Raw genomic sequence first — 26,957 nt, forward strand, 5'->3', positions numbered from 1 at the left:
GCTCACGAAGGGCTTTCGGCCGCTCAAAATCGAGCGCCTGTATTGACGCTTCGTGAGCAAGCTCACTCCCGCACAGCAGAGCCGTGCAGCCTTCCTCTGTAGCGCGATGCGTGAGTCCTGACACGTTAAGGCGCCTGATGTACCTCGATCGCGAGCAAGCACGCTCCTACAACTGTCCGCCATTTCAAATATTTCCCACCAGTTAAGAAAGTTTCCAGAAATCTCTGGACGTGCAGTTTCCGTTCGCCTATAAAACAGCCTTCGAGAATATTTAATTCCTGTTGGGAATTTTTATTCACGCACGAAATATCTGTTCACCCCGGAATTTTTCGCGCTGATCGTTAGCCGCTTGCTGAACTGCCGCCATCTTCCAGAGGACATACCATGCAACACGACAAGAACCATTTCATTCTCAAGATCAGTTGTCCGGCGACCTCCGGCATCGTCGCGGCGGTCACCTCGTATCTGGCGGGCAACAGCTGCTACATCGGTGAGATGGCGCAGTTCGACGACGAATTCAGCGGCAAATTCTTCATGCGCGCAGTGTTCCGTTTCAACGACGGTCACGCGGGCGAAATCGCCCAGCTCAAGGCGGGTTTCGATGACGTCGCCAAGGCGTTCGACATGCAGTGGGAACTGCACGACACTCGCGAACCCATGCGTGTGCTGTTGATGGTGAGCAAGTTCGATCATTGCCTCACCGACCTGCTCTACCGCTACCACAAGGGCGAGATGGACATGACCATCACCGCCATCGTGTCAAACCACCTCGACCTGCGGCCCATGGCCGAGCGCGAGGGCATTCGTTTCATCTACCTGCCAGTGACCAAAGACACCAAGGCCCAGCAGGAAGCGGCATTGATGCGAGTGGTCGACGAGACCGGCACCGATCTGGTGGTGCTGGCCCGCTACATGCAGATTCTGTCCGATGACCTGTGCAAGCAACTGTCGGGCCGGGCCATCAACATTCACCACTCATTCCTTCCAGGATTCAAAGGCGCCAAGCCTTATCACCAGGCCTACGAGCGCGGCGTGAAGCTGATCGGCGCCACTGCCCACTACGTCACCAGCGACCTGGACGAAGGCCCGATCATCGAGCAGGAAGTTCAGCGCGTGGATCATGTGTACCTGCCGGACGATCTGGTCGCCACCGGCCGTGACACCGAAACCGTAGCCCTGTCGAAGGCGGTGAAGTACCACTTGGAGCACCGGGTTTTCCTCAACAAGGACAGAACGGTGATCTTCCGGTGAACACTTGCAAAATAATCGATGGCAATGCCGCAGCCGCCCGCGTACTCGCTCACGTCAAAGCCGAGGTGCAGATGCTGAAAAACAAAGGCATCGAGCCTGCGCTGGCAGTGATCCTGGTGGGGCAGGACCCGGCCAGTCAGGTCTACGTGCGCAACAAGATCCTGCGCGCCGAAGAGGCCGGCATTCGCTCGCTGGAATACCGCCTGAGCGCCGACACCACTCAGGCGCAGTTGCTCAAGCTGATCGCCGAATTGAACGCGGACGACAGCGTCAACGGCATCCTGCTGCAGTTGCCGCTGCCTGCGCATATCGAAGAAACCCGCGTCCTGCAGGCCATTGCGCCGGGCAAGGACGTCGATGGTTTTCACAGCGAAAACGTCGGTGGTCTGAGCCAGGGTCGCGACGTACTGACGCCCTGCACGCCCAGCGGCTGCATGCAGCTGCTCGAAGACGCCTGCGGTGACCTGAGCGGCAAGCACGCGGTGGTCATCGGCCGCTCGAACATCGTCGGCAAACCCATGGCCGCCCTGCTGCTCAAGGCCCATTGCTCAGTGACCGTCGTGCATTCGCGCAGTGTCGACGCCAAGGCCCTGTGCCGCCAGGCCGACATCGTCGTCGCCGCCGTCGGCCGTCCACGGATGATTGACGCCGGCTGGCTCAAGCCCGGCGCGGTGGTGATCGACGTCGGCATCAACCGCATTGAAGAGAATGGCCGCAGCCGCCTGGTGGGTGACGTCGATTTCGACAGCGCCCTGCCACAGGTTTCGGCGATCACCCCGGTGCCGGGCGGCGTTGGCCCGATGACCATCGCCTTCCTGATGAAAAACACGGTGACCGCTGCCCTTCAGCAGGCGCAGCACGCCCAAACGCAAAACAGCGCCTCGGAGGCCGTATGCCTTTCAATCTCCTGAAATACGGGCTCAGCTCGGAATACCCGGTCGAGGTCGATCTGCCTGCGCCCAAAGAGCTGAAATCCTCCTACGACGTGGTGATCATCGGTGGCGGCGGCCATGGTCTTGCCACGGCGTACTACCTGTCGAAATACCACGGCATCACCAACATCGCGGTGCTGGAAAAGGGCTATCTGGGTGGCGGCAACACGGCGCGCAACACCGCTGTGATCCGCTCCAACTACCTGACCAGCGAAGGCGTGCGTTTCTACGCCGAATCGGTGCGCATGTTCGAGGGCCTGTCCAACGAGTTCGACTTCAACATCATGTATTCGCACCGAGGTCAGCTGACATTGGCTCACACCGACGCCACCGTGCGCTCGTTCCGCCAGCGCGCCGAGGTCAACAAACACTTCGGCGGCCGCACCGAGATGATCGACCGCCAGCAGATCCGCGAACTGGTGCCGTCCCTCAACCTCGATCCGGGCCATCTGCCGGTGATCGCTGGTCTGTGGCACATCGACGGCGCCACCGCCCGGCACGATGCCGTCGCCTGGGGTTACGCCAAGCAGGCGGCCAAACGTGGCGTGGAGATTCATCAGCTGACCGAAGTGCAGGAACTGGTCATCGAAAACGGCACCATCACTGCCGTCAAAACCAATCGCGGCACCATCAAGTGCGGCTGCGCGGTTCAGGCCGTCGCGGGCATGAGCTCGCAATTGATGAAGAAGGCCGGGATTCGGTCGCCGATCCAGACCTTCCCGTTGCAAGCCATGGTCACCCAGCCGTTCAAGCCATTCCTGGACCCGCTGGTGAGTTCGTCGGCTCTGCACTGCTACGTGCAGCAGACCAGTCGTGGCGAAGTGGTGTTTGGCGGCGGCTCAGACCCATACCCGCTGCTCAACACCCGTTCCACGCTCGATCTGAAAGAAAGCCTGCTGGCCCACGCCATCGAGATGTTCCCGTTCCTGGCCAACGCCAAGCTGATGCGCCAGTGGGCCGGGATCACCGACATGACTCCGGATTACAGTCCGATCATGGGCCTGTCCCCGGTGAACAATTACTACCTCGACGCAGGCTGGGGCACGTGGGGCTTCAAGGCCACGCCGATCTGCGGCAAGACCATGGCCGAACTGGTGGCCAGCGGCGGCAAGGTGCCTGAGCTGATTAGACCGTTCGGTCTGGAACGCTTTTCGACCTTCCAGCAAGTCAACGAAATGGGCGCCACAGCGGCCAGCCACTGACCGCCATTGAGTAAGGAGAGACACATGAAAGTCATGACTTGCCCGCTCAACGGGCCGCGCAATATCAGCGAATTCACCTACGGCGGCGAGTTCAAGCAGATGCCCGATCCGCAGACCTGCAGCGATGCCGAATGGGCCGATTACGTGTTCAACAGTGAAGACATCCTGGGCGTGGTCCGCGAATGGTGGATGCACAACCCGTCCAGCTACTGGTTCCTTGTCGAGCGCCACACCGGCAGCGACGAAATCCTGCGCACCTTCGATCCGAAAGAAGTATTTAACGCCCGCGTGGAATTCACTGCTGTTACCGCCAAGGAGACCGCCCGATGAGCCGACTTCCCGCCCCCATGGGTCTGTTGATCGATCGCAATCAGCCGCTCGATTTCAGTTTCGATGGCAAGCCGTATCAGGGCTTGGCCGGCGACAGCATTGCCAGCGCCCTACTCGCCAACGGCCGGTTTCTGCTGTCGCGCTCGTTCAAATACCACCGCCCGCGCGGGCCGCTGACCATGGCCGGGCAAGACGCCAACACGCTGGTTCAACTGCAAAGCGAGCCCAACGTGCTGGCCGACAGTCACCTGCTGGAAAGCGGCGTGCAGGTCACCGGGCAGAACTTCAACGGCTCGCTGGACAACGACAACGACGCCTACCTCGGCAAGTTCTCCAAGTTCATGCCGGTGGGCTTTTATTACCGCTCGTTTTACAAACCCAAGGGCGCGTGGAAACTGTGGGAACCGATCATCCGCAAGAAGGCCGGCCTGGGCGTGCTCGATCTGAAGTTCCAGCCCGAGTATTACGACAAGGCGTATCTGTTTGCCGATCTGGCTGTGATCGGCGCAGGCCCTGCCGGTCTGCAGGCCGCGCTGACTGCGGCCAACGCTGGCGCCAAGGTGCTGCTGATCGAGCAGCAGCCGGTACTCGGCGGCTCGCTGACTTACGCCCGCTTCGATCTCGAAGGCAATCGCGCCCAGACCTTGCGCCGCGAGTTGGTCGATGCGGTCGAAGGCCACGCCAACATTCGCGTGCTCAAAAAAGCCACCTGCAACGCCTGGTTCACTGACAATTACCTGCCAGTGATTCAGAACAAGCGCATGTACAAGGTTCGCGCGACGCAATGCCTGATCGCCAGCGGCTCGTTCGATCAGCCGGTGATTTTCCGGAACAACGATCTGCCCGGCGTGATGCTGACCAGTGCCGCGCAACGGCTGATGAAGCTCTATGCAGTCAAGCCGGGCAAGCGCGCAGTTGTGCTGACCGGCAACGATGATGGTTATCTGGCCGCGCTCGACCTGCATGATCAAGGCGTTGAAGTCGCGGCGTTGGTGGACATGCGCAACAACCCCGCCGACCGCGCCCTGCTGCTGGCGCTGGAACGGCGCGGCATCGTCTGCCATCTGGGCAGCACCGTTTTTGAGGCGCTGCACGAGAAAGGCATGCGTCACGTCAGCGGTGCCGACATCCGAAAAATCACCGGGCTTGGCCAGGTGGCCAGCAGCGGCCTGGTTCTGGATTGCGATCTGCTGTGCATGTCCGGCGGCTACATGCCGGTCTATCAGCTGTTGTGCCAGGCCGGCGGCAAACTGGCCTACGACGATCAACTGGCAGAATTCACCCTCAGCGGCCTGCCGAAAAACCTCACCGTTGCAGGCTCGGCCCACGGTTATCACGCACTGGACAATGTGCTGGCTGACGCCATTCATGCCGCTGCCGAGATCGTCGTGGCGCTGAATCTGGAGTTGACATCCAAACCACTGGCGACGCGCCCTGAAGCACAGGTCAACTTTCCGTGGCCGATCTTCCCGCATCCCAAAGGCAAGGATTTCGTCGACTTCGATGAAGACCTGCAAGTTCGCGACATCATCAACGCTACCAAGATCGGCTATCGCGACATACAACTGGTCAAGCGTTATTCCACGGTCGGGATGGGCCCGTCCCAGGGACGTCATTCGGCACTGCCGACGGCGCGGCTGGTCGCTGCTTGCACCCAACGCGGCATCAGCGAAACCGGCGTCACCACGGCTCGCCCACCTTTCGAAGCAGAAAAACTGGCCCATGTCGCAGGACGTGCCTTTGATCCGTACCGGCAGACGCCGATGCACAAACGGCATATGGATGCAGGCGCCAAAATGATGCCCGCCGGCATCTGGCAGCGTCCGGCCTATTACGGCAAGGCCAGCGAGCGCGACGCGTGCATGCAGGCCGAGGCGCTGCACGTGCGCAATAAGGTCGGCATCATCGATGTCTCGACGCTGGGCGGTCTGGACGTGCGCGGACCGGATGCCGCCGAGCTGCTCAACCGTCTGTACACCTTCGCCTTCCTCAAGCAGCCGATTGGTCGCTCGCGTTATGCGCTGATGACCAATGAGCATGGCGTGGTGATCGACGACGGCGTCTGCGCGCGCTTCGGCGAGAACCATTTCTACGTCACGGCCACCACCAGCGGCGTTGATCGCATCTATCAGCAGATGCTCAAGTGGAATGCGCAATGGCGGCTGAACGTCGACATCGCCAACGTCACCGCGGCTATTTCGGCGGTCAACGTCGCAGGTCCGGACTCACGCAAAGTGCTGGAAAAGGTCTGTCAGGACCTTGACCTGTCAGCTGAAGGATTTCCCTATCTGGGCGTGCGCCAGGGTACCGTGGCGGGGATCAAGACACGCTTGCTGCGCGTCGGTTTCGTCGGCGAACTGGGCTACGAAATTCATGTTCCCGCTCGTCACGCACTGAAACTGTGGGACGCATTGATGCAAGCGGGCCAGGCGTTCGACATCCGCCCGTTCGGCGTCGAAGCCCAACGTTTGCTGCGTCTGGAAAAGGGCCACGTGATCATCAGCCAGGACACCGATGGCATGACTCATCCGGCCGAGATCGACATGGGTTGGGCAGTGAGCCGGACCAAGCCGTTTTTCGTCGGGCGGCGCTCGGTGGACATTCTCGAAGCCCAGCCGCAGAAGCGCAAACTGGTGGGTTTCACGTTGCCCAGGGTCAGCCCCCGGCCGCTGGAAGGCCATCTGGTGCTGAGCGGCGCGGACATCAGCGGCAACGTGACCTCCTGTGAGTACTCGCAATCGCTGGACAAGATCATCGGCCTGGCCTACGCCGCGTTCGATCAAAGCCAGCCAGGGCAACAGATCCCGATTCGTGTGGAGGATGGCGTGATCGTCCATGCCACGGTGGTGAAACTGCCTTTCTTCGATCCTGAAAACCAGCGCCAGGAGCACTGATATGTCGAGTCTCAATACTGAAAGCCACATCGAACCCGCTCCGCTTCAACTCGGCACACTTGAGCAATGCACGTTGGTCGATCTGACCGAGCTACCGAGGGTCGGCTTTCGCGGTCAGCAGAGCGCCGAGTACTTGCAGGCGCGGGGCTTCACCCTGCCGGATGCGCCGAACCGGGCTGTCACTCAGGCCGATGGCAGCCACGTGGCGCGGCTATCACAGACCGAATACCTGATTCTCGGCAGCCTGCAGGATCGCGGTGAACGCATCGCTGATGAGCAAGCGCGCTGGGAGCTCGATCACAGCGCCAACTACCTGCTGCCCCGGGAAGACAGCCACGCCTGGCTGCAGCTGAGTGGTGTGTGCATCGCCGAAGTCATGGCCAAGCTCTGCGGCGTCGACCTGCGCTGCGCCGCCTTCCCGCCGGGCGCAGTCGCACAGACCTCAGCGGCGCGAATCAACGTGATCGTGATCAACCTGGGATCGAAGGGTCAAGCGGCGTTCCAGATCCTCTTCGACCGCGCGTCGCTGGAGTATTTCAAGGACGCGGTGCTGGATGCCATGGCCGAGTTCGATGGACAGGTGCTGGAGATCGAAGCACTCCAGTGAACTCAATTCCTGTAGCAGCACGGAATGCCGGCGGTGAAGATTTTCAAAGAGGCCACCACTGGCAAGTCGTGCTGCTATGGGCCGCAGGAGGGCTGTTATCAAGGAGCCACACCATGAACATGGTTGAAACGCCCGACAAAGAGACCGACTACAGCGTCCCCGCTCTCGCCCGCGGGCTCAGTGTGTTGGGCATGTTCAACGTCCGCACGCGCAGCCTGAGCATTCAGGAAATCGCCGAGCGGTTGGGGGTCAGCACCTCGGCGGTGTACCGCATTCTGTTCACGCTGACCAACATGGGTTACCTGAACAAGCACAACACTCAATACGAACTTGGCGCGCGAGTCGTCAGCGATGGCTTCAGTTATCTGGCCAGTCGCGACATCGTCGAAGTGGCGATGCCACACCTGAACGAACTGCGTGATCGCACCTCATTGTCCTGCCACCTGAGCATCCGCGAGCAGACCGACAGCCTGTACCTGTATCGCGCGTTTGCGGCGCAACGGCTTTCCGTGAACATCCCGGTGGGTACGCGCATCGGCTGTCACTGCACGGCCATGGGCCGCATGCTGCTGACCGCGCTGGACGATTCGCAGTTGGGCGCGTTGTATCAACACATTCGCCTGGATGACTACCCCACCCCGGCGCCACGAACCCTGCCGGCGTTGCAGGCGTTGATCGAAGGTGATCGTGAAAAAGGCTGGGTGCTGCATCGCTCGGACTATTCGACAGCGATCGCCACGTCGGTGAAGGACCACACGGGCCAGGTCAGCGCGGCGATCAACCTGTCCGGGCCAGATGCCGTGATGGATCCCGACGGTGCGCGGGAACGGTTTCTGGACCTGCTGCTGGAGTGCAGCGCGAAGATCAGCCGCGATTTGGGGTATCGCGACTGATCAACCCGCGTCATCGTGAATGCTGTCGGCATTCACGCCAGGGCCGGTGGGCTTTGTTGTCGACGCGCTGGGTCTATGCGCTCTACATCGAAGGCTGTCGGACGGGACACGCAGCGGTCCAAAGCGGCAGTATGGATATGTTCACAGTCAGGTCTGCGCAGCGCCATCAATCTGACCGTTCACGCCCATGCCGCGAAGCAGCAGGTCTGTCAGAAAATCACTGTAACGTGCGGCCAATGCATCCTCGTCGGGTTCGTGATCGAACAGCGCCTTGAACAAAGGTTGCGCCGTGGCAAAGAAGGTACAGGCGCCAAGCAAGGCGACATGCAGAAAGCGTGCATCCATGCTGATCGCCTGTGCTTCTGCGGGGCGCGCCTGCAGTAAGGCATCACTCAGTGCGGCGCCACGACGGGCCGTGAGATTGAGTGAGTCCCAAGTGGGATCATCACGTTCGCCGCGCTCACCGGCAGCGTAGATCTCGCGCATGACCAGCTTCAGAAAATGCGGGTTCTGACGACCCGTATCGATAATAAGCCGCACCCGATTGCCCAGCATCGCCGCCAGCGATGGCTCGTCGACGTGTCGTTCGGATGCCTGTTGGATACGGTCCATCAAACTGAGCGTCGCAGCCCGAAGCAGACCATCCTTGTTACCGAAGTAGTAACGGACCAGCGCCGGGTCGACACCCACCGAGGTGGCGATCTGCAACAAGGTCAACGCTTCCGGTGGCGTGTGCTGCAACAGCGTGAGGGTCGCGTCGATCAATCCTTCACGCCCTACTCCTTGGGTTTCCCGCGGCCGGCCGGCTTCGCGTTTTTTATTGGTCCCCACCATATCTGCTCTACCGCCCAGGTTAATAACGTTCATTCGGTGGCAAAAAGTATCACAGCTGCACCGTGGTGATACCCGTAGCGCCACAGCACGTCATGAATAGCGCGTTTCACCTATGAATAAACGGATAACCAATTGATTTAAAAAGATAAATAATTATTTCCTTCAAAAAGGAATTAATGGCATCGGCCCTGCATGAACCGCGGCCTCCTCCACAAAATAGCGAGCGGATTCATGAAAGCACTTTCCATAGGCATCCTGGGCGCCGGTATTGGCGGCCTCTGCGCCGCGATCGCGCTGCAACGCGCAGGTCACCACGTCACCGTATTCGAACAGGCCAAGGCCTTCATGCGCGTGGGTGCCGACATCAACTTGACCCCTAACGCGGTCAGAGCACTGGATGGCCTCGGAGTGGGTGAAGGCATCCGTCGCTTCGCCGCGCGCCCGACCCATCGCATCAGCCGGATGTGGGACACCGGCGAAGAAACCTCTCGCCTTGAAATGGCCGATGCTGCCGAACGCCAATATGGCGCACCGCAGTTGACCATCCACCGCGCCGACCTGCTGAGCGCATTGGCCGAAGCGTTCCCGCTGGAGCACGTGCAGTTCGGCAAGCGCGCCGTGAAGGCAAGCAGGCAAGGTGACGCCACGGTCCTGAACTTCGCCGACGGGACCCAGGCGAGGATGGATGTACTGATCGGTGCGGATGGCATTCACTCGGTGGTACGCAACGCGCTGTTTGGCCAGGAACACCCGCGCTTCACCGGCGTGGTGGCATTTCGCGCGGTGGTGCCAGCCACCCGCGTCGCACACGTGCCGAACATCCAGGCATTCACTAAATGGTGGGGGCCAACGCCACAGAGCCAGATCGTGACCTTCCCGCTGAACCGCGGTGAGGACATCTTTATCTTCGCCACCACCGCGCAAGACAACTGGCATGAAGAAAGCTGGACTACGCCGGGCAGTGTCACCGAGCTGCGCGAAAGCTATGCCGACTTCCATCCCGACGCTCGCGCCCTGCTCGACGCCTGCGATGAAGTCCTGAAGACCGCGTTGTATGAGCGCGATCCATTGCCTTACTGGACCGAGAATCACATGGCGCTACTGGGCGATGCCTGTCACCCGATGATGCCGTTCATGGCACAGGGCGCGGGTCAGGCAATCGAGGATGCCGTGGTGTTGGCCCGAGCATTGAGCGAGGTTCAGGCGTTGGCAGAAGTCGACTCGGCGCTGACCGGCTATCAACAGGCACGTATGGAACGCGCCAGCCAGATCCAGGTGGGCTCGCGGGGCAACCAATGGCTCAAGGCCGGTGGCAACGCCGATTGGGTCTATGGCTATGACGCCTGGAGCGCGCCTACACAACCTGCAGCATGAAACTGATTCACTGATTATTCACTGCAAGTACTCTACAACCCCCGCGTTAACTGGGTGTCTTCGCGAACTCGCTGTACTCGCGAAGATGCCCCTCCAATTATTCACTGATTAAACATCCGCTGTTTTATATATAAAACAGCGTTTCGAAAAAGCACTTAAAACACGCGCAGCGAGGTAACAGCGCACGAGAAACGTGCAGGGGCGTATCACTAAGTAGACAGCGTTTTATATACGAAACATCGATAAAAGCTATAACTTTACTTAACCTTCTGATCTATATGTATTTTCATAATTATTAATGCCAAGTTTATATCTGGCATTGTTCATGCACTAAACACTGTATCACTAGTAAAACAGACCAGAGACCCTTCCCAATGGCTGTGAAAGAGTTGTTTGCAATCAACCCCGACTGGAACGAAGCCGCACGTCAGGCCCCCGAGCCGACCGAGATCGAGTTTCGCAGTGTCGGTAAATGCTTCCCTGCCAAAGGTAAGGCTGAAGCGCCATTTGCCATTCGTAACGTGAACTTCAAGATCCGTCGTGGCGAAGTGGTCTCCATCATCGGCCCGTCAGGTTGCGGCAAGAGCACCATCCTCAACATGGGCTCGGGGCTTTATCGTCCCAGCGAAGGCGAAGTACTGGTCGGCGGTGAAGCCGTCAACGGCCCGGTCAAGCGGGTCGCCTTCATGTTGCAGAAAGACCTTCTGCTGCCTTGGCGCAGCATTCGCCAGAACGTCGAACTGGGTCTGGAAATTCAGGGCATGGCGCCGGCCGAACGCAAGGTTATCGCTGAAGACTTGCTCAACCGTTGCCACCTTCAGGGTTTTGCTGACCACCACCCGTTCCAACTGTCCGGCGGTATGCGCCAGCGCGCAGCCTTGGCTCGCACCCTGGCCATGGACCCGCAGGTCTTGTTCCTGGATGAACCGTTCTCGGCGCTCGACGCCCAGACCAAGATGGTCCTGCAGCAAGACATGGCACGCATGCTGTTCGAAGAAAAGAAGACCGCGCTGTTCATTACACACGACTTGGTCGAAGCCATAGCCATGTCCGATCGCCTGCTGGTAATGAGCGCCCGTCCCGGCACCATCGTCGAAGAGATCGTCGTGGATCTGCCCTACCGTGAAAACCCTCTGGAGCGTCGCAAGCTGCCCGAAATCGGCCCCTTGGCCGGTCGGCTGATGGAGCTGCTCAAAGTGGGCGAAGACACCGAACTGCATTGAACACTGCCCCCTACAGACCCTCAACGTATTCAGGAGTCACCATGTTCAAAACCGCTGTCATGACGCTTTCGGTTGCAATCGGCCTGAGCCTGGCATACACCGCCCAGGCCGCCACTGACGTGACCTACCTGCTGCCTGCTCCTCCAAACTCACCGGCCTTCGCGCCGTGGATCATTGCCAAGCAACAGGGCTACTACAGCAGCAAGGCCCTGAACGTCACCTTCATCGCCGCCAAGGGCGGTGTCGACGTGGCCAAGCAGATCGGTGCAGGTAACGCAATGATCGGCGGCGCCATCGGTGACACGCCAATCGTGGTGCGTGCCAACGGCATTCCTGTGCGCAACGTTGCCGTGCTCGGCGCCGGTGGCGTGACCATGATCGCCACCAACGCTGACGAGAACATCAACTCGGTCAAGGACCTCAAGGGCAAGACCCTGACCGTGATGTCCTACTCCGACACCACTTATTACGCCCTGCTTGCCTCACTGCGCAAAGCGGGCCTGGAAAAGACCGACGTCAATGTCCAGGCCGCTGGCCCAGCCGGCGTATGGCAATTGTTTGCAGCCAGGAAATCCTCAGCCATGGCAGGCGTGCCTGACTGGGTCACCGATTCGCAGGAAGCAGGCCTCAACGTCAAGCTGATTCCTCAAGACCAGATATTCGAAAGCATGGCGCAGTCGATCATGGCTTCCGACGATGCCATCGCCAACCACCCCGAAATCATCGGCGGCATCGTCCAGGCCACCGTGCGAGGCATGCGCGACATCATCAGTGATCCTCACGCTGCCGCAATCACCTTTGCCAAAGCCGTACCCGCTTACGCCGGCAAGGAAGAGCAACTGGAGAAGACCTTCAAGCTCTATGTCGAGCACGTCTACGCCAATCAGACCGTGCCTGGCCACATCGACCCGCAACGTCTGGACAAGGTGCGTCAGTTCTACGTCAGCGAAGGCATCGTGAACAAGGAACCCAAGCTCGAAGACCTCTACACCAATCAGTTCATCGACACCCCGACCACCGCCGCCAAATAACCACGCGGCGTGAAGGCGTTGCGAAAGATGGTGTGAAATAAAAGGTACGACCGTGATGAAAAGTCTCAACAACTCAATGTTCGGCAGCGTTGCCCTGCTGATCCTGTTTCTTGCACTTTGGCAATGGGGCCCTGGCCTGCTGAACATGCCTGAGTTCGTCATGCCCAAACTAAGCCGCGTGGCCGAGGAAGGCGTTCTAATGTGGCGTACCAGCGGTCTGCTGGAACACTCACTCATTACCGCTGTGGAAATTGTCGTCGGCTTCGCCCTCGGCGCGCTGCTGGGCATCGTCATCGGCACCTCGCTGGGCCTGTCGCCCAAGGCTGAAGCGATGCTCTCTCCCTACATCCTGGCGCTGCAGATTGCGCCGAAAGTGGCCTTCGCCCCGCTGTTCGTGATGTGGCTCGGCTACACCGTGTACCCGAAGATCCTGATTGCCGTGCTGATCGTGTTCTTTCCGGTGATGATCAACGTGCTTTCGGCAATTCGTACCGTCGATCCGGACATGATCAACCTGGTGCGCACCATGAACGCCAGCCGCTGGCAGATCTTCCGTCTGGTGGAGTTCCCTTCTGCCATGGCAGCGCTGTTCTCCGGGCTGCGAATCGCTTCCACCCTGGCAGTGATCGGCGTCACCGTCGGCGAGCTGGTTGGCGGAAATCAGGGCCTGGGCTTTCTGTTGGTTGACGCTGAAGGTCAAGGCAACACGAGCGGTGTATTCGTCGCCATCGTCATGCTCACTGTCATCGGCGTGCTGGCCTACGGTGCCGTGGTCTGGGCCGAAAAGCGCGTTCTGCACTACATGCCTAAAGCCATGCTGAGCACCAACTGATGAATACCACAACTGAACTGCTACAAGGCCGTCGCGTGCTGGTCACCGGTGGCGCCCGCGGCTTGGGCTACACCTTCGCACAGGCAATCGCTCAAGCCGGTGGGCGTGTGGTCATCGCCGACATTCTTGCCGACCGTGTACAGAAGGCTGCTGCCGATCTGCAAGCGCTAGGCCTGGATGTCTGCGGACTGACTGTGGACCTCGCTGACCCCGCGTCGATAACCGCCTGCGCCACGCAGGCCACTGAACTGCTCGGCGGTCTCGACGGGCTGGTGAACAACGCTTCGGTGACTAACTCCGGCGGCAAGACGTGCGAAGAATTGAGTATCGATACCTGGGATCAGGTCATGCAAGTCAACGTACGCGGTACCTGGTTGATGACCACCGCCTGCTTGCCAGCGCTACGGTCGAGCGGCCAGGGCGCGATCGTCAACCTGGCATCGGACACGCCTTTGTGGGGCGCGCCGAACCTGATCGCCTACGTTGCCAGCAAGGGCGCGATCATCGCCATGACCCGCAGCCTGGCGCGGGAACTGGGGACCGACAACATCACCGTCAACGCCATCGCGCCGGGCCTGGTGCTGGTAGAGGCCACCGCCTACGTGCCCGAAGCCCGGCATCGCCTGTACACCGAACAACGCGCCATTCAACGGCCTCAGCTGCCTGAAGACGTCAGCGGCGCCGTGGTGTTCGCCCTGTCGAACCTGGCCCGTTTCATTACTGGACAAACCCTGCCGGTCAACGGCGGGTTTGTCATGCCCTGATTGATCAACGCCCCTGAAAACGGAGACTGCCATGACTGACCTTTCCACCACCACCGCCGCCCCGAAAAGCTGGGAGCGCCCAGAAGGCGCCAGTCTCCAAGACTGGATGCAGACCCGCGTTGCCCGCTACGAGACGCGCAAATACGACTGGAACGCCTTGAAGTTCCAGGCCGACTACGACCCCAAGTTCCGTCGTGCACAGATGCGCTATATCGGCACCGGTGGGACTGGGGTAAACACTGACATGAACACCATCCCGTCGGAGAATTTCACCTTCAGCACCATGGTGATTCCGGCCGGCCACGAAGGCCCGCCGCACTTGCACACCGACGTCGAAGAGGTGTTCTTCGTATTGCGCGGCAAGCTCAAGGTCATCATCGAGAAGGACGGCGAGCGCTACGAAACCATCCTCACTGACCGTGACGTGATTTCCGTGCCGCCAGGTGTGTACCGCGAAGAGATCAACGTCGGTGACGAAGACGCCCTGATGTGCGTGATGCTTGGCGCGAAAAAACCAGTCACCCCGACCTACCCGCCAGAGCATCCTCTGGCCTCGATCAAACGCGGATAAGTTCATGTTGCCAGCCACCCTAACCCTCGCTGCGACAGCTGAACTTGAAGCCTTGCTCGAACAGCGCTTCGGACAACGCTCACTGGTGTTCAACGAGAGCCGTCAGGCGATTCGCGAAATCGGCAGTGGCCCCGCCGTCGTGCTGTTGCATGGCATCGGCTCGGGTGCCGGATCGTGGCTGGAAGTGGCGATGCAGCTGAGCCAGCACGCCCGTGTAGTGGCCTGGGATGCTCCCGGTTATGGCGACTCGACGCCGCTGTCCCCGCAGGCACCCAAAGCTGAAGATTACGCGGCACGCCTGCTGCTGACCCTCGACGCGCTGGACATAGAAAAATGCGTATTGGTCGGCCATTCCCTGGGCGCTATCACCGCCTGCGCGTTTGCCCGTCTGCATCCGCAGCGTGTAAGCCGTCTGGTACTCATCAGCCCGGCACGCGGCTATGGCGACCCGGCGCGCGAGGTCCAGCGCCAGCAGGTGCGCACCAAACGCCTGGGCAGCCTGGAACAACTGGGCATTGCGCAAACGGCTGCCCAGCGCAGCAGCGCCATGCTCTCGCCGCGTCCCTCAGTCAAGGCACTGGAGTGGGTGCGCTGGAACATGTCGCGATTGATTCCCCATGGCTATCGACAGGCCATCGAGCTGTTATGTGGCGATGACCTGCTGCGCCATTCACCGCTGACGGTGCCCTGCGATGTGCATTGCGGCGAAGCCGACGGTATTACCGCCCCCGAAGCCTGCCTGACATTGGCCAGGGCGCTGGGCGCAAGCTTCACCTTGATCCCCGATGCCGGGCACGCAAGCCCCATCGAACAACCCCACCTGGTAGCTGGCCGCCTGGCCTTCGCCCTCAAGGAATCACTGACAGGTACTGTTGAATGAACGACTCCGAACCGAGAGATTCGCAGGACAAATACATCGTGCCGGGACTGGAGCGCGGTCTTTTGCTGCTGTGCGAATTCAGTCGCCAGAACCGCACCCTGACGGCCCCGGAACTGGCGCGTCGGCTGGAACTGCCGCGCTCCACCATTTTTCGCCTGCTGACCACTCTGGAAACCATGGGGTTCGTGACCCGCACCGGTAACGAATACCGCCTGGGCATGTCGGTGCTGCGTCTGGGTTTCGAGTACCTGGCTTCGCTGGAGCTGACTGAACTCGGTCAGCCGCTGCTGGCACGCCTGTGCGACAAGCTCAACTACCCGAGCAACCTGGTGGTCCGCGACGGCCGCTCGATTGTCTACGTGGCCAAGGTGTCGCCGCCGTCGGTGTTCTCAAGCGCCGTCAACGTCGGTACCCGCCTGCCGGCCCACGCAACGGTGCTGGGGCGCGTTCTGCTCGAAGACCTGTCACTCAGTGAGCTGCGTGAGCTGTATCCCGAAGAACATCTGGAGCAGCACTCGCACTGCACGCCAAAGACCGTGCTGGAGCTGTTCGATCTGCTGCAGCACGACCGCGAACGCGGCTTCGTCAGTGGCGAAGGCTTTTTCGAGTCAGCGATCTCGACTGTAGCTGCCCCGGTCCGCGATCACACCGGCCGTATCGCGGCCGCACTGGGCGTGACCATCCCGACTACGCAGATCGCTCACGTCAATTTCGAGGAACTGCTCGGCCAGGTTCGCCGCAGCGCAGACGAGCTGTCTCGGTTGCTCAACTACACCCCAAACCATGGCAGCCGTGTGACTGCCCTGATGAGAGACTGAAATGAGCCTTTATCCCCTCCAGGGCAGCACAGCCATCGTGACCGGTGGCTCGTCGGGCATTGGCCTGGCCTGCGTCGAGCTTCTGCTGCAAGCGGGTGCCAACGTGGCGTTCTGCGGGCGCAACGAACAACGCCTGCGCAGCGCCGAAGCCAGTCTGCGCGAGCGGTTTGCTGAAGGCCGCCTGCTGGCTCGGTTATGCGACGTTCTGGACGCGCAGTCGGTCAAGGCGTTTGCCGCCGCCAGCCTGGACGCGTTCGGTCCGGCGCAGGTGCTGATCAACAACGCTGGCCAAGGGCGTGTATCGACCTTTGCAGACACCACGGATGAGGCCTGGAGCGAAGAGCTCAACCTCAAATTCTTTTCGGTGATCTACCCGGTGCGGGCTTTCCTGCCGCAGCTGAAGACGTGCAGCAATGCGGCCATCGTCTGCGTCAATTCACTGCTGGCCAGCCAGCCAGAGCCGCACATGGTCGCCACCTCGGCTGCCCGTGCCGGGCTGAAAAACCTGGTGCGCTCGATGGCTTTCGAATTTGCCCCGGACCAGATCCGCGTCAACGGCATCCTCATCGGTCTGGTGGAGTCAGGCCAATGGCGACGCCGCTTCGAAGCCCGCGAAGATCGCGGTCAGGACTGGGCGCAGTGGACCGGCGAACTGGCGGCCAAAAAACAGATTCCTTTAGCCCGCCTGGGCCTGCCCATTGAGGCAGCACAGGCCATTCTTTTCCTGGCATCACCCCTGTCGGCTTACACCACAGGCAGCCATATCGACGTTTCCGGAGGCCTGTCCCGCCATGCGTAATGACAACCAAGTAACTGTGGGCGCTGCGATCACCGCCTTTCTCGAACAGTGCGAAGTAAAAGCGGCATTTGGCGTGATCTCGATTCACAACATGCCAATCCTCGATGCCTTCGCGGTGCGTGGCAACATCCGCTTCGTGATGGCCCGCGGTGAAGCTGGCGCAACCAATATGGCTGACGCCTATGCCCGCACCAGCGGCCGACTCGGGGTGTGCCTGACCTCTACCGGCACAGCCGCGGGTAACGCAGCGGGCGCGATGGTTGAAGCGTTGACCGCCGGCACCCCACTGCTGCACATCACCGGGCAGATCGAGACGCCTTACCTGGACCAGGAATTTGCCTACATCCATGAGGCACGGGACCAACTGACCATGCTCAAGGCCGTGTCCAAGGCCGCCTTCCGCGTGCGCAGCGTGGAAACCGCACTGAGCACCATGAAGCTGGCCGTGCAGACCGCGCTGACAGCGCCCACCGGGCCGGTCAGCGTCGAGATTCCGATCGACATCCAGTCGACTTTCATCACCATGCCCACTGACCTTGCGCCACTGCCGGTGCCGGTCGCCATACCTTCTCCCGAAGCGCTGGATCAACTGGCAGAATGCATGCTGCAAGCCAGGCGTCCGCTGCTGTGGCTCGGTGGTGGCGCACGTCACGCAGGCAAGGCGGTCAAGCGCTTGCTGGACATGGGCGTTGGCGTGATCACCTCGACCCAGGGCCGTGGGGTGGTCAACGAAGACGACGAGCGCTGCCTGGGGGCTTTTTCGCAAAACCGTCTGGTTGAAACCTTCATGCAAAGCTGTGACGCGCTACTGATTGCAGGCTCGCGCTTGCGCAGCAACGAGACCTTCAAGTACGCGCTGAAGCTGCCAGCCAAGACGCTGCGCATCGACGCCAACCCAGCCATTGAGGGGCGCAGTTACTCCAGCGACATGTTCGTGTGCGGCGACTCGGCGTTGACGCTGGACGGTCTGGCCGATCGCCTTGAAGGTCGCCTGCAGGCCGATCCGCAATTTCTGGTCGAACTCAAAGAGGTGCGTGCAAAAGCCCGCGCTGCACTGGTCGCTGATCTGGGCCCTTACTCGGCGATGGTCGAACAGCTGCAGAGCCTGACCGGACGCAACTTCAGTTGGGTGCGAGATGTAACGTTGTCGAACAGTATCTGGGGCAACCGCCTGCTCAACCTGTACCACCCGCTGGCCGGCGTACACGCCTTGGGCGGCGGTATTGGTCAGGGTCTGGCAATGGGCATCGGTGCCGGTATCGCTGCCGCCGAATACGATGCACACCGCAAGGTATTTGCCCTGGCCGGCGATGGCGGTTTCATCCTCAACCTCGGGGAACTTGCAACGCTGGTGCAAGAAAAAGCCAACGTGGTGATTCTGCTGATGAACGACCAGCGCTACGGCGTGATCCGCAACATCCAGGATGCCATCTACGGCGCCCGCCACGCATACGTAGAGCTACACACACCTGACTACACCCAACTGGCCGAATCGATGGGCATCCGCCACGCAGTGGTCAGCGACCTCAAGGATTTCGGCGGCATGCTGGAGAACGCCTTCAGCCAGCCAGGCCCTTTCCTGCTGGAAGTGGACATGCTGGCGGTTGGCAATTTTGCCACCCACTTCGCCGGTCCGCCAAACAGCGAAACCAAAGCCCAGAAAGCGACAGCCTGAGGATCGCGTCATGCTTCATATCACCATGATCGGCTGCGGCGCCATCGGCGTTGGCGTTCTGGAATTGCTGGAGAAAGACCCGCAGTTGTGCGTCGACAGCGTTATCGCTTCGGCAGGTTCCGAAGACCTGGTGCGTCAGCGTCTGGCCAGCTTCAAACAGCCGCCGCAGGTGCTGACCGAATTGCCAGCCGATGCGCATCCGGACTTGCTGGTGGAATGCGCAGGCCACCGGGCCATCGAACAGCATGTGCTACCCGCCCTGGAGCGCGGAATCGCCTGCCTGATCGTTTCGGTAGGCGCGCTTTCGCAGGTCGGCCTGGTGGAGCGTCTGGAGGCTGCCGCCCAACGTGGCAACACCCGCATCGAGCTGTTGCCTGGTGCCATTGGTGGCATCGACGCGTTGTCCGCCGCGAAAGTCGGCGGGCTGGACTCAGTGGCCTATACCGGTCGCAAGCCGGCCAAGGCGTGGAAAAACACGCCAGGAGCGCTTGTCTGCGACCTGGACACCATTAGCGAAGCCACTGTGATTTTTCAGGGCAGCGCCCGCGAAGCCGCGCGCCTTTACCCGAAGAACGCCAACGTCGCCGCGACCCTGTCACTGGCGGGGCTGGGCCTTGACCGCACGCACGTGACGCTGATTGCCGATCCGCTGAGTGAGGAGAATGTCCATCAATTCGAAGCGCGCGGCGCATTCGGCGGCTTCGAACTGACCCTGCGCGGCAAACCGCTGCTGGCCAATCCAAAGACCTCCGCTTTGACCGTTTACAGCGTGGTGCGCGCCCTCGGCAACCACGCCCATGCGATTTCCATCTAGGGCTACTGTTTCAGGAGAAGTCCGATGACCACCGAACAAACTTTACCCATCTGCATCGCCGGCCAATGGCGTCTGGGCCGTGGCGAGCGCTACGCCAGCTATTACCCCGCCACAGGTGAAGCCGTGGCCTGGCTCAACGCCGCCAGCCTGGAGGACGTGGAGGAAACCGTGCTGGGCGCTCATCAGGCCTTCCTGCACAGCGGTTGGGCGCAACGCAAGCCGCACGAGCGTGCTGGCGTGCTGTACCGCATCGCTCAGTTGATTCGTGAGCAGAGCGAGGAGCTGGCGCAATTGCAACGCCAGGACAACGGCAAGCCGATAGGCGAAACCCGCAACCTGGTGGCCAGCGCGGCCGGCACCTTCCAATTCTTCGCGGCTGCTTGCGAAACGCTGGAGGAGACCATCACCCCGTCGCGGGGTGATTTCGTCACCATGAGCGTCTACGAACCCATGGGGGTGGTAGCCGCCATTACCCCATGGAACTCACCGATTGCCAGCGAAGCGCAAAAAGTTGCCCCTGCTCTGGCAGCCGGTAACGCAGTGGTGATCAAGCCTGCGGAGATCACTCCGTTACTGGCCCTGCAACTGGCGCGAATCTGTGAAGAAGCGGGCCTGCCCAAAGGCATGATCAGCGTATTGCCAGGCAAGGGCTCCGTACTCGGCGATGCCCTGACCCAGCATCCGCTGGTCAAGCGCGTGTCGTTCACCGGTGGCACGCGTACCGGCAAACACATTGCTCATATCGCTGCCGACAAGATGATGCCTGTGTCGCTGGAACTCGGCGGCAAGTCACCGACCATCGTGCTCGATGACGCCGATCTGGATCACGCCGTGGCTGGCGTGCTGTACGGCATCTTCAGCTCCTCGGGCGAAGCCTGCATCGCGGGTTCGCGGCTGTTCGTCGCTCGCTCGCTGTATGAACCGTTCATGCAGCGACTGTGCGCGGCAGCCGCCACCATCAGAGTCGGCAATCCGGAGGATGAAACGACGCAAATGGGCCCGCTTATCAGCGCCGCACACCGCGAGTCGGTAGAGCGCTATGTCGCGCTCGGCCTGTCAGAAGGCGGACGTCTGCGCTTGGGCGGCGAGCGTCTGCGCGGTGGCGATTACGACAAGGGCTTCTTTTTTCCACCGACCGTCTTCGAAGGTCTGAGCAACGACCGGCAGGTGTGTCAGGAGGAGATCTTCGGGCCGGTGTTGGTGGCCATGCCTTTCGATGACGAAACCGATCTGGTGAAACAGGCCAACGACAGCATCTACGCGCTCGCCGCAGGTATCTGGAGCCGCGACTACAAGCGCGCCTGGACCCTGGGCCGCAAGATTCAGGCCGGCACCGTCTGGATCAACACCTACAAGCAGTTCTCGATCTCCACGCCATTTGGCGGCTGGCGCGACAGCGGTCTGGGCCGAGAGAAAGGCCGCCTGGGGATCCTGCAGTACATGGAACAGAAAAGCCTCTACTGGGGCATGAACGAACAGCCGTTGGCCTGGGCCAGCGAGCACCGCGAGGTAGCGCCATGAGCGTATTGGGTATTGATGAAGTCACCTACGGCGTCGAAGACCTCGACACCTGCGTGCGCTTCTTCGCCGACTGGGGCCTGAACAAGGTCAGCGAAGCGAGCGATGAAGTGGTTTTCGAAACGTTGAACGGTTGCCGCGTGGTGCTTGCCGCCCACGACAAGCCAGGTCTGCCAGTGGCGATCGAGGGCGGTTCGACCATCCGCGAAGTGGTCTGGGGCGTGGAAAGCGAAGCTGATCTGGCGCTTTACAGTCAACGCATCGCCAACGATCCAGGCTTCGTCGAAGGTAACGGCCGTATCGGCTGCACCGACCCCAACGGGCTGGCGATCCGTCTGCAAGTGACGCGCAAGCGCTCTGTGGACATCGAGTGCAGCGGCCACAATACCTGGCAGGTCAAGGGACGTATCAACAAGCCTGCCCCGGTATACGAACACGCCACGCCGATCGAAGTCGGCCACGTCGTGTTTTTTGTCACTGACGTCAACGCCTGTGAAGCCTTCTACCACGAACGCTTCGGTTTTCAAGCGTCGGACCGCTACCCTGATCGTGGTGCCTTTTTGCGCACTGCCGAGGAAGGCGGTCATCACGACCTGTTCATGCTGCAACTGCCCTCCCCGCGCGCCGGCCTCAATCACGTGGCGTTCACGGTCCGTGACGTGCATGAAGTATTCGGCGGTGGCATGCACGTATCGCGCCGCGGCTGGGCCACGGAAATCGGCCCGGGACGTCATCCGGTGTCGTCCGCCTTCTTCTGGTATTTCAAGAATCCTGCCGGCGCGCTGGTCGAGTATTACGCCGATGAAGACCAACTGACTGCCGAGTGGCAGCCACGGGTATTCGAGCCCGGCCCGACCGTGTTCGCCGAGTGGGCAATTGCCGGTGGTATCGACGGCAATACCCGTCGTCAGCACAACGTCGAAGCCCCCCAGGGCAAATTCCTTACGGACAAACCCAAGCCATGACCGACACGATGCTGTTGACGGTGCTGCTCAAGCACGATCAGTCAAAGAACCTCGGCGACATTCAGAGCCACATGAAACAGGTCGACTGGTGGGAACGCTTTCCCGTAGACGGCGTGGACGTGGTGTCCTGGACCGTGGCGATGGGCCTTGGACAGATCGTCACGTTGCGTCTGCCGCCAGCATTGCTGCCCAAGCTCAATGTCGAGCTGGAACGCTCTGCATGGGGTGTCTTTCGCACCGAATGCTACCCCACCTATGACTTTGTCCCGGTACGCGAAATGATCCGCGAACGGGTTCGTAACGGAGGCCAATGAGATGAGTGAACCCTACAACGAAACCCACCAGACCCGCGCGCGCCCGAACACCCCATTCGAAGACTTGCTGGGCGACTCCATCGAACGGGCGTTCGGCGCTGGCAAGCACGACCTGCCCAGCCTCCTCGAGCACCTGAACATGGCGGGGCCACCTTGCCCGCTCAACAGCGGCGAATGGACCCCGGAAACTTATAGCACCCTGATGGCCAAGCTCGGCGCGTGAGCCTCGGAGGATAAGAAATGAACATGCAACTGACCGTAGATCCTGTTGAAAATATTCTCGTCAAAGGCCTGAAGGACCTCTGGTTCCCGCTGCTGCCTTCAGCGCTACTGGGTGACAAACCCGTCTCGATTCGTCGTTTGGGCTACAAGATCGCGTTATGGCGCGACAACGATGGCACCGTTCACGCTCTGGAAGACCACTGCCCGCACCGCGGTGCGCCGCTTTCCCAGGGGCCGGTGCTGGGCGACCGCCTGCAGTGTCCGTACCACGGTGTCGAAGTTCGCCATGACGGGACCGTCACCAAGGTGCCCGGCAGCCCGGGTTGCAAGTTGGAAGGCAGCCGCCCCACCCGCATGTTTCACGTGCGTGAAGCGGCGGGCGCGATCTTTGTCTTCAACGCTACGGATCCGCACCTGCCTGAGCCTCCTGAACTGGTCCTCCCGGAGCAGCTGACCTCGCCCGAGTGGAGCAGCTTCCTTTGCTACACCGAATGGAAAGGCGACTACCGCTACGTCATCGACAACGTCATGGACCCAATGCACGGCACCTACCTGCACAAGATGTCGCACTCCATGAGCGAAGGCGAAGCAACCGCCAGGTTCGTGACCCGTGACACCGAACAAGGATTCATCTTCGAGAAAGAAGGTCAGCGAGGCGTCAACTTCGACTGGACAGAATTCGTCGATAACGGCTGTCACTGGCTGCGCCTTGAAATCCCTTATCCGAAGACCGGCGGCCCGGGCGGCAACTTCACCATCATTGGCAGCTATACCCCAGGCAACACCCAGATGTGCGGCGTCTTTCACTGGCGCGCACGTCCACTCACAGGCTGGCAGCGCGACACGTGGCGGTTCCTTTACAAGAATCGCCTCGAGGCACGGCACTGGGCAGTTCTGGAACAGGATCGTGTGCTGCTGGAGTTCATGGAATTCGACGCCAACCAGCGTGAAAACCTTTATCAGCACGACCTCGGCGTCGTCCGCATCCGCCGCTACCTGAAAAGCAAGGCCAAGGAGCAGATGGCGCTGATCGAGACGAAGGCTGTCTCATGAGCACCGTATGCACCGCCAACACCGCAGTGCAGCGCGTCAGGGCCCCAAGCCTTGGCGAGCTCGCCACCGCCACATGGTCCAACGCCCTGCTGATTGGCAACGAGGTGGTGATGTCCGGCATGACCGGCCATCCCGCTACGCGCCAGGCCGCTGAAGTCGGCACGCCTCTGGGCGCCTATCAGCAGACGCTGGTCGTCCTGAACAAGGCTCGGGCTCTGGTCGAAGCCGCCGGGGGGCATATCGGTAACCTGTATCGGCTGACGGTGTACGTCACCGACATTGCCGACAAGGACGAAGTAGGCCGCGCGCGCCGCGATTTTTTCGAAGGCTTCTCCGCCTACCCGACCTCGACGCTGGTGCAGGTCAGCGGCCTGGTGTTCCCCGAACTGGTGGTGGAAATCGAAGCCAGTGCGCGGCTGGACATCGATCTGCGCGCAGCAGTGGCGCCTGTTACAACGTCTTTGGAGAAGGGCTGAATCATGTCCAATGCGTCTACCATTACCGCGCTGGTCCATACCCTGCGCCATGAAGCCGAAGGCATCATGAGCGTCGAACTGCGCCCCTACGGTGACACCGTATTCGCGCCGTTCGACGCAGGCTCACATATTGATCTGCACCTGCCGAACGGCTTGGTGCGCAGTTACTCATTGCTTAACTCACCGACCGATGAGGGCCGTTATGTCGTCGGCATTCTGCGGGACCGCAACAGCCGCGGGGGCTCGCACTGGGTGCACGACCAGCTGCGCGTCGGCACTACCCTGCAGATTTCGCGGCCCCGCAATAACTTTTCCCTCGATATCCAGGCTTCACATAGCGTGCTGGTTGCAGGTGGCATCGGCATCACGCCGATCTACTGCATGTTTCGCCAGTTACTGGCACTGGGCAAGTCCGCGGAGCTGATCTACTGCGCCCGTTCGCGTCGCGAAGCCGCCCTCGTGGAGGAACTCGGTGGCCTGGACGCCAAGGTGATCCTGCACTTCAACGATGAGAAGGAAGCGGCTCCGGACCTGCACCATTATCTGGCGGGACAACCGGCCGATACGCATTTCTATTGCTGTGGCCCAACGCCGATGCTGGATGCTTTTGAAAGCACTTGCGAAAGCCTCGGCTACCCACACGCGCATATCGAACGCTTTGCGGCCGCCGAAATGCCGCCTGCCGAGGATGCTCTCAACAGCTACAGCGTCGAGTTGAAGAGATCCGGCAAGATGCTGTCGGTCGAGCCAGGGCTTAATTTGCTCGATGTACTGCTCGAAGCGGGTTGCGACATTGACTACAGCTGCCGCGAAGGCGTGTGTGGTTCTTGCGAGACTCGGGTCATTGAGGGCGATGTGGATCACCGCGACGGCGTTTTGAGTAAAGCGGAGCGCGCTGCCAATCAGTCCATGATGGTGTGCGTATCCGGTTGCAAGAGTCGGCGTTTGGTACTTGATATTTAACTGTGCTCCTTAAAACTTCGGCCGACATTTCTGTCGGTCTTTTTTTGCGCGTCGGATAAGTAAGGCACTCCACGTTTAATTTTTATTCACGGTCATCGCCGCACTAAAAACTGCCCCAATAAGTTTCTATTCGCACCACCTTTGCCCGCTATTAGGGTGGATGAGTAACTCATGGACACCGTGGTTTCACTGGTGGTACGAAGCATGTTGTTTCACAGGTAATTAATTGATATTCAAGGGATTTAAATATATTTAAAGTTTTCGGCGGCTTGGCATAGTTTCTGCTCTCTATCTAATAGGCTCACAGGCAAGACGGTGTGCCACCCTTGAAACAAAAAAACATCAACGTGTGCAACTTCAGGAACACTTGTCCGTAGAGATAAGCGGCCTCCTGTTGCCAGCCAAAACAGTTGCCGAATAACGTGCGGGTGAAGTCGCAATGAAAAAATACATCTTGGGAGCGGGGTTGTTGCTGAGTGCGGGCATGTGTGCCGCTGAACAGGGCCCCGATGTCACTACTACGCCGTCTCCGGCTGCGCCGATCACGCCGAAACCTGCAGCGCAGAAACCATTCCCGCACATTTCGTGGCGCAGCGACACTGGCGACGCGAGCTTCGATCTGGGAGGTGCCATTCGTACCAACTGGCGTGATGAGCATTGGGACACCACTGAAAACAATACCCGCTGGTTGTTCGATACTGTGCGCTTCGATGTCAAAGGCACTTACAAGAAAGCTTTCTTCGACATCAATTACTGGTTCTACGACCTGAACAAGCGCTCCATCGACCGCGGCTATGTCGGCTATAACCTGACCTCGCAGTCCAACCTGCAAGTCGGTCTGCCGTTCAAACCATTCGGGCTGGAACCTTATCCGCAATACGGTTGGAGCTATCACCTGCCCTTCTTCCTGGGCTATGGCGTGAGCAACGGCCTGGGAGCCAAGTACAGCTACAAAGACCCTGAGTGGGACGTGCAAGTGGGCTTTTTCCCGCGCATGTCGCCGAACAATGTTCGCTACTCCGGTGAAATTTCCCGCTACGCCGACGCCAAAGACAACGCTGTAGCAGTCACCCAGTCCCGGCAGGACAACGAGAAGCGTAACCAAGTCAACGGCCGTGTGGCTCGAACCTTTACCAGCGGCGACTTCAAAGCCGAAGTGGGCGCATCGCTAGCTGCCTCCCAGCTCTATAACGAGACCACGGACGATAACGGCAGCTACTGGGCGGCAGGTCTGCACACCGTGCTGAGCAAAGGTGCCTGGGGCGCTAGGGCCGAGGCCATACGTTACGAATACGATCCGAAAAACCCGAACGGCGTCAGCAAGGATTCTGTTCTGATGGCTGGCAACGGTCTGACTCCGGCGTATCTGATTGCCTCAAAAGCAACGATTGCAGCGCTCAACATCAGTTATGACATCCCGACCCCGGGTCTGGGCCAACTGAAGAAGGTCAAGCTCTACAACGACTACAGCCGGATGATGAAAGACAAGAGCGGCTGGGATGACTCGCAGATGTACACCGTCGGTGCGCAACTGTTCGCCATGCCGATCATGGCGTGGGTCGACCTGACCTGGGCCAAGAACTCCAACCCCTTTGGAGGCGCGGAGAACGGCACGGGCTTCACCAGTACCTCATCCATTGGCAGTAACCAGTGGTACTACCGCACGAACGTGAACATCGGCTATTACTTCTGATGCCTGGCGGCCCACTCCGGTGGGCCGCT

General features: G+C 60.3%; 27 protein-coding genes. 26 read left to right on the forward strand and 1 reads right to left on the reverse strand.

Features of this window, described 5'->3' with window-relative positions; all coding sequences use genetic code 11:
• Positions 1-384 precede the first annotated feature (384 nt).
• From purU to CE491_RS15805, 7 genes are all read left to right on the forward strand, one after another.
• Complete coding sequence (gene purU / locus CE491_RS15775) at positions 385-1,251, forward strand: formyltetrahydrofolate deformylase (protein ID WP_110949256.1); 867 nt, start codon at positions 385-387, stop codon at positions 1,249-1,251.
• Positions 1,248-2,162: a bifunctional methylenetetrahydrofolate dehydrogenase/methenyltetrahydrofolate cyclohydrolase FolD gene (gene folD, locus CE491_RS15780; protein ID WP_110949257.1), complete on the forward strand. Its 915-nt coding sequence runs from the start codon at positions 1,248-1,250 to the stop codon at positions 2,160-2,162. Before purU ends, folD begins: the two co-directional genes overlap by 4 nt.
• Positions 2,144-3,385 carry an FAD-dependent oxidoreductase gene (locus CE491_RS15785; protein WP_110949258.1) on the forward strand — a complete coding sequence of 414 codons (1,242 nt, stop codon included), beginning with the start codon at positions 2,144-2,146 and terminating at the stop codon, positions 3,383-3,385. Before folD ends, CE491_RS15785 begins: the two co-directional genes overlap by 19 nt.
• Before the next feature lie 24 nt (positions 3,386-3,409).
• Positions 3,410-3,715, forward strand: a complete 306-nt coding sequence (locus tag CE491_RS15790) for a sarcosine oxidase subunit delta (protein WP_110949259.1) — start codon at positions 3,410-3,412, stop codon at positions 3,713-3,715.
• On the forward strand, positions 3,712-6,609 hold the full coding sequence (locus CE491_RS15795; protein ID WP_110949260.1) for a 2Fe-2S iron-sulfur cluster-binding protein: 2,898 nt from the start codon (positions 3,712-3,714) through the stop codon (positions 6,607-6,609). Before CE491_RS15790 ends, CE491_RS15795 begins: the two co-directional genes overlap by 4 nt.
• A gap of 1 nt (position 6,610) precedes the next feature.
• Positions 6,611-7,216, forward strand: coding sequence for a sarcosine oxidase subunit gamma (locus CE491_RS15800; RefSeq protein ID WP_110949261.1), 606 nt, complete (start codon positions 6,611-6,613; stop codon positions 7,214-7,216).
• 113 nt (positions 7,217-7,329) lie between these two features.
• Entirely contained in the window at positions 7,330-8,109 is a 780-nt protein-coding gene (locus CE491_RS15805; protein WP_110949262.1) for an IclR family transcriptional regulator, read from the forward strand.
• 147 nt (positions 8,110-8,256) lie between these two features.
• Here CE491_RS15805 and CE491_RS15810 read toward each other — a convergent pair whose 3' ends face one another.
• On the reverse strand, positions 8,257-8,943 hold the full coding sequence (locus CE491_RS15810) for a TetR/AcrR family transcriptional regulator (protein WP_199885131.1): 687 nt from the start codon (positions 8,941-8,943) through the stop codon (positions 8,257-8,259).
• Between the two features lie 231 nt (positions 8,944-9,174).
• Here CE491_RS15810 and CE491_RS15815 point away from each other — a divergent pair, with 231 nt between their 5' ends.
• The 19 genes from CE491_RS15815 (at position 9,175) to CE491_RS15905 (ending at position 26,928) form a co-directional block, all read left to right on the forward strand.
• Positions 9,175-10,317, forward strand: a complete 1,143-nt coding sequence (locus CE491_RS15815; protein WP_110949264.1) for an FAD-dependent monooxygenase — start codon at positions 9,175-9,177, stop codon at positions 10,315-10,317.
• A 374-nt stretch (positions 10,318-10,691) separates the two neighbouring features.
• On the forward strand, positions 10,692-11,540 hold the full coding sequence (locus CE491_RS15820; protein ID WP_110949265.1) for an ABC transporter ATP-binding protein: 849 nt from the start codon (positions 10,692-10,694) through the stop codon (positions 11,538-11,540).
• Positions 11,541-11,581: 41 nt separating this feature from the next.
• Complete coding sequence (locus tag CE491_RS15825) at positions 11,582-12,571, forward strand: ABC transporter substrate-binding protein (protein WP_110949266.1); 990 nt, start codon at positions 11,582-11,584, stop codon at positions 12,569-12,571.
• A gap of 55 nt (positions 12,572-12,626) precedes the next feature.
• On the forward strand, positions 12,627-13,403 hold the full coding sequence (locus tag CE491_RS15830) for an ABC transporter permease (protein ID WP_110949267.1): 777 nt from the start codon (positions 12,627-12,629) through the stop codon (positions 13,401-13,403).
• Positions 13,403-14,167 (forward strand): SDR family oxidoreductase, encoded by a 765-nt coding sequence (locus CE491_RS15835; protein ID WP_110949268.1) that lies wholly within the window; start codon positions 13,403-13,405, stop codon positions 14,165-14,167. Before CE491_RS15830 ends, CE491_RS15835 begins: the two co-directional genes overlap by 1 nt.
• A gap of 31 nt (positions 14,168-14,198) precedes the next feature.
• Positions 14,199-14,738 carry a cupin domain-containing protein gene (locus CE491_RS15840; RefSeq protein WP_110949269.1) on the forward strand — a complete coding sequence of 180 codons (540 nt, stop codon included), beginning with the start codon at positions 14,199-14,201 and terminating at the stop codon, positions 14,736-14,738.
• 4 nt (positions 14,739-14,742) lie between these two features.
• Entirely contained in the window at positions 14,743-15,618 is an 876-nt protein-coding gene (locus CE491_RS15845; RefSeq protein ID WP_110949270.1) for an alpha/beta fold hydrolase, read from the forward strand.
• Positions 15,615-16,436 (forward strand): IclR family transcriptional regulator, encoded by an 822-nt coding sequence (locus tag CE491_RS15850; protein ID WP_110949271.1) that lies wholly within the window; start codon positions 15,615-15,617, stop codon positions 16,434-16,436. Before CE491_RS15845 ends, CE491_RS15850 begins: the two co-directional genes overlap by 4 nt.
• 1 nt (position 16,437) lies before the next feature.
• Positions 16,438-17,235: an SDR family oxidoreductase gene (locus CE491_RS15855; RefSeq protein ID WP_110949272.1), complete on the forward strand. Its 798-nt coding sequence runs from the start codon at positions 16,438-16,440 to the stop codon at positions 17,233-17,235.
• Positions 17,228-18,910 (forward strand): thiamine pyrophosphate-binding protein, encoded by a 1,683-nt coding sequence (locus CE491_RS15860; RefSeq protein WP_110949273.1) that lies wholly within the window; start codon positions 17,228-17,230, stop codon positions 18,908-18,910. The genes CE491_RS15855 and CE491_RS15860 overlap by 8 nt, the downstream gene beginning before the upstream one ends.
• 10 nt (positions 18,911-18,920) lie before the next feature.
• Positions 18,921-19,724, forward strand: coding sequence for an aspartate dehydrogenase (locus CE491_RS15865; protein WP_110949274.1), 804 nt, complete (start codon positions 18,921-18,923; stop codon positions 19,722-19,724).
• Positions 19,725-19,748: 24 nt separating this feature from the next.
• Positions 19,749-21,245, forward strand: a complete 1,497-nt coding sequence (locus tag CE491_RS15870; RefSeq protein ID WP_110949275.1) for an aldehyde dehydrogenase — start codon at positions 19,749-19,751, stop codon at positions 21,243-21,245.
• Positions 21,242-22,207: a VOC family protein gene (locus CE491_RS15875; RefSeq protein WP_110949276.1), complete on the forward strand. Its 966-nt coding sequence runs from the start codon at positions 21,242-21,244 to the stop codon at positions 22,205-22,207. Before CE491_RS15870 ends, CE491_RS15875 begins: the two co-directional genes overlap by 4 nt.
• The gene (locus CE491_RS15880) at positions 22,204-22,521 is read left to right on the forward strand and encodes a hypothetical protein (RefSeq protein ID WP_110949277.1); all 318 of its coding nucleotides are present in this window, start codon (positions 22,204-22,206) and stop codon (positions 22,519-22,521) included. Before CE491_RS15875 ends, CE491_RS15880 begins: the two co-directional genes overlap by 4 nt.
• Position 22,522: 1 nt before the next feature.
• Positions 22,523-22,744, forward strand: coding sequence for a recombinase-like helix-turn-helix domain-containing protein (locus CE491_RS15885; protein ID WP_110949278.1), 222 nt, complete (start codon positions 22,523-22,525; stop codon positions 22,742-22,744).
• 17 nt (positions 22,745-22,761) lie between these two features.
• Complete coding sequence (locus tag CE491_RS15890; RefSeq protein ID WP_110949279.1) at positions 22,762-23,796, forward strand: aromatic ring-hydroxylating oxygenase subunit alpha; 1,035 nt, start codon at positions 22,762-22,764, stop codon at positions 23,794-23,796.
• The gene (locus tag CE491_RS15895; protein ID WP_110949280.1) at positions 23,793-24,272 is read left to right on the forward strand and encodes a Rid family hydrolase; all 480 of its coding nucleotides are present in this window, start codon (positions 23,793-23,795) and stop codon (positions 24,270-24,272) included. The genes CE491_RS15890 and CE491_RS15895 overlap by 4 nt, the downstream gene beginning before the upstream one ends.
• Positions 24,273-24,275: 3 nt before the next feature.
• Positions 24,276-25,235, forward strand: a complete 960-nt coding sequence (locus CE491_RS15900) for a PDR/VanB family oxidoreductase (protein WP_110949281.1) — start codon at positions 24,276-24,278, stop codon at positions 25,233-25,235.
• 439 nt (positions 25,236-25,674) lie between these two features.
• A complete protein-coding gene (locus CE491_RS15905) occupies positions 25,675-26,928 on the forward strand; it encodes a hypothetical protein (protein WP_110949282.1) in 1,254 nt (417 codons plus the stop codon).
• The last annotated feature ends 29 nt before the right edge of the window (positions 26,929-26,957 follow it).

This window comes from Pseudomonas bohemica (assembly GCF_002934685.1).
Lineage (GTDB): Bacteria > Pseudomonadota > Gammaproteobacteria > Pseudomonadales > Pseudomonadaceae > Aquipseudomonas > Aquipseudomonas bohemica.

Excerpts from the sequence above, each read along its gene's own strand:
- purU (WP_110949256.1), top strand. The coding sequence starts at position 385 with ATGCAACACGACAAGAACCATTTCATTCTCAAGATCAGTTGTCCGGCG.
- CE491_RS15785 (WP_110949258.1), top strand. The coding sequence starts at position 2,144 with ATGCCTTTCAATCTCCTGAAATACGGGCTCAGCTCGGAATACCCGGTC.
- CE491_RS15790 (WP_110949259.1), top strand. The coding sequence starts at position 3,410 with ATGAAAGTCATGACTTGCCCGCTCAACGGGCCGCGCAATATCAGCGAA.
- CE491_RS15795 (WP_110949260.1), top strand. The coding sequence starts at position 3,712 with ATGAGCCGACTTCCCGCCCCCATGGGTCTGTTGATCGATCGCAATCAG.
- CE491_RS15800 (WP_110949261.1), top strand. The coding sequence starts at position 6,611 with ATGTCGAGTCTCAATACTGAAAGCCACATCGAACCCGCTCCGCTTCAA.
- CE491_RS15805 (WP_110949262.1), top strand. The coding sequence starts at position 7,330 with ATGAACATGGTTGAAACGCCCGACAAAGAGACCGACTACAGCGTCCCC.
- CE491_RS15810 (WP_199885131.1), bottom strand. The coding sequence starts at position 8,943 with ATGGTGGGGACCAATAAAAAACGCGAAGCCGGCCGGCCGCGGGAAACC.
- CE491_RS15815 (WP_110949264.1), top strand. The coding sequence starts at position 9,175 with ATGAAAGCACTTTCCATAGGCATCCTGGGCGCCGGTATTGGCGGCCTC.
- CE491_RS15820 (WP_110949265.1), top strand. The coding sequence starts at position 10,692 with ATGGCTGTGAAAGAGTTGTTTGCAATCAACCCCGACTGGAACGAAGCC.
- CE491_RS15825 (WP_110949266.1), top strand. The coding sequence starts at position 11,582 with ATGTTCAAAACCGCTGTCATGACGCTTTCGGTTGCAATCGGCCTGAGC.
- CE491_RS15830 (WP_110949267.1), top strand. The coding sequence starts at position 12,627 with ATGAAAAGTCTCAACAACTCAATGTTCGGCAGCGTTGCCCTGCTGATC.
- CE491_RS15835 (WP_110949268.1), top strand. The coding sequence starts at position 13,403 with ATGAATACCACAACTGAACTGCTACAAGGCCGTCGCGTGCTGGTCACC.
- CE491_RS15840 (WP_110949269.1), top strand. The coding sequence starts at position 14,199 with ATGACTGACCTTTCCACCACCACCGCCGCCCCGAAAAGCTGGGAGCGC.
- CE491_RS15845 (WP_110949270.1), top strand. The coding sequence starts at position 14,743 with ATGTTGCCAGCCACCCTAACCCTCGCTGCGACAGCTGAACTTGAAGCC.
- CE491_RS15850 (WP_110949271.1), top strand. The coding sequence starts at position 15,615 with ATGAACGACTCCGAACCGAGAGATTCGCAGGACAAATACATCGTGCCG.
- CE491_RS15855 (WP_110949272.1), top strand. The coding sequence starts at position 16,438 with ATGAGCCTTTATCCCCTCCAGGGCAGCACAGCCATCGTGACCGGTGGC.
- CE491_RS15860 (WP_110949273.1), top strand. The coding sequence starts at position 17,228 with ATGCGTAATGACAACCAAGTAACTGTGGGCGCTGCGATCACCGCCTTT.
- CE491_RS15865 (WP_110949274.1), top strand. The coding sequence starts at position 18,921 with ATGCTTCATATCACCATGATCGGCTGCGGCGCCATCGGCGTTGGCGTT.
- CE491_RS15870 (WP_110949275.1), top strand. The coding sequence starts at position 19,749 with ATGACCACCGAACAAACTTTACCCATCTGCATCGCCGGCCAATGGCGT.
- CE491_RS15875 (WP_110949276.1), top strand. The coding sequence starts at position 21,242 with ATGAGCGTATTGGGTATTGATGAAGTCACCTACGGCGTCGAAGACCTC.
- CE491_RS15880 (WP_110949277.1), top strand. The coding sequence starts at position 22,204 with ATGACCGACACGATGCTGTTGACGGTGCTGCTCAAGCACGATCAGTCA.
- CE491_RS15885 (WP_110949278.1), top strand. The coding sequence starts at position 22,523 with ATGAGTGAACCCTACAACGAAACCCACCAGACCCGCGCGCGCCCGAAC.
- CE491_RS15890 (WP_110949279.1), top strand. The coding sequence starts at position 22,762 with ATGAACATGCAACTGACCGTAGATCCTGTTGAAAATATTCTCGTCAAA.
- CE491_RS15895 (WP_110949280.1), top strand. The coding sequence starts at position 23,793 with ATGAGCACCGTATGCACCGCCAACACCGCAGTGCAGCGCGTCAGGGCC.
- CE491_RS15900 (WP_110949281.1), top strand. The coding sequence starts at position 24,276 with ATGTCCAATGCGTCTACCATTACCGCGCTGGTCCATACCCTGCGCCAT.
- CE491_RS15905 (WP_110949282.1), top strand. The coding sequence starts at position 25,675 with ATGAAAAAATACATCTTGGGAGCGGGGTTGTTGCTGAGTGCGGGCATG.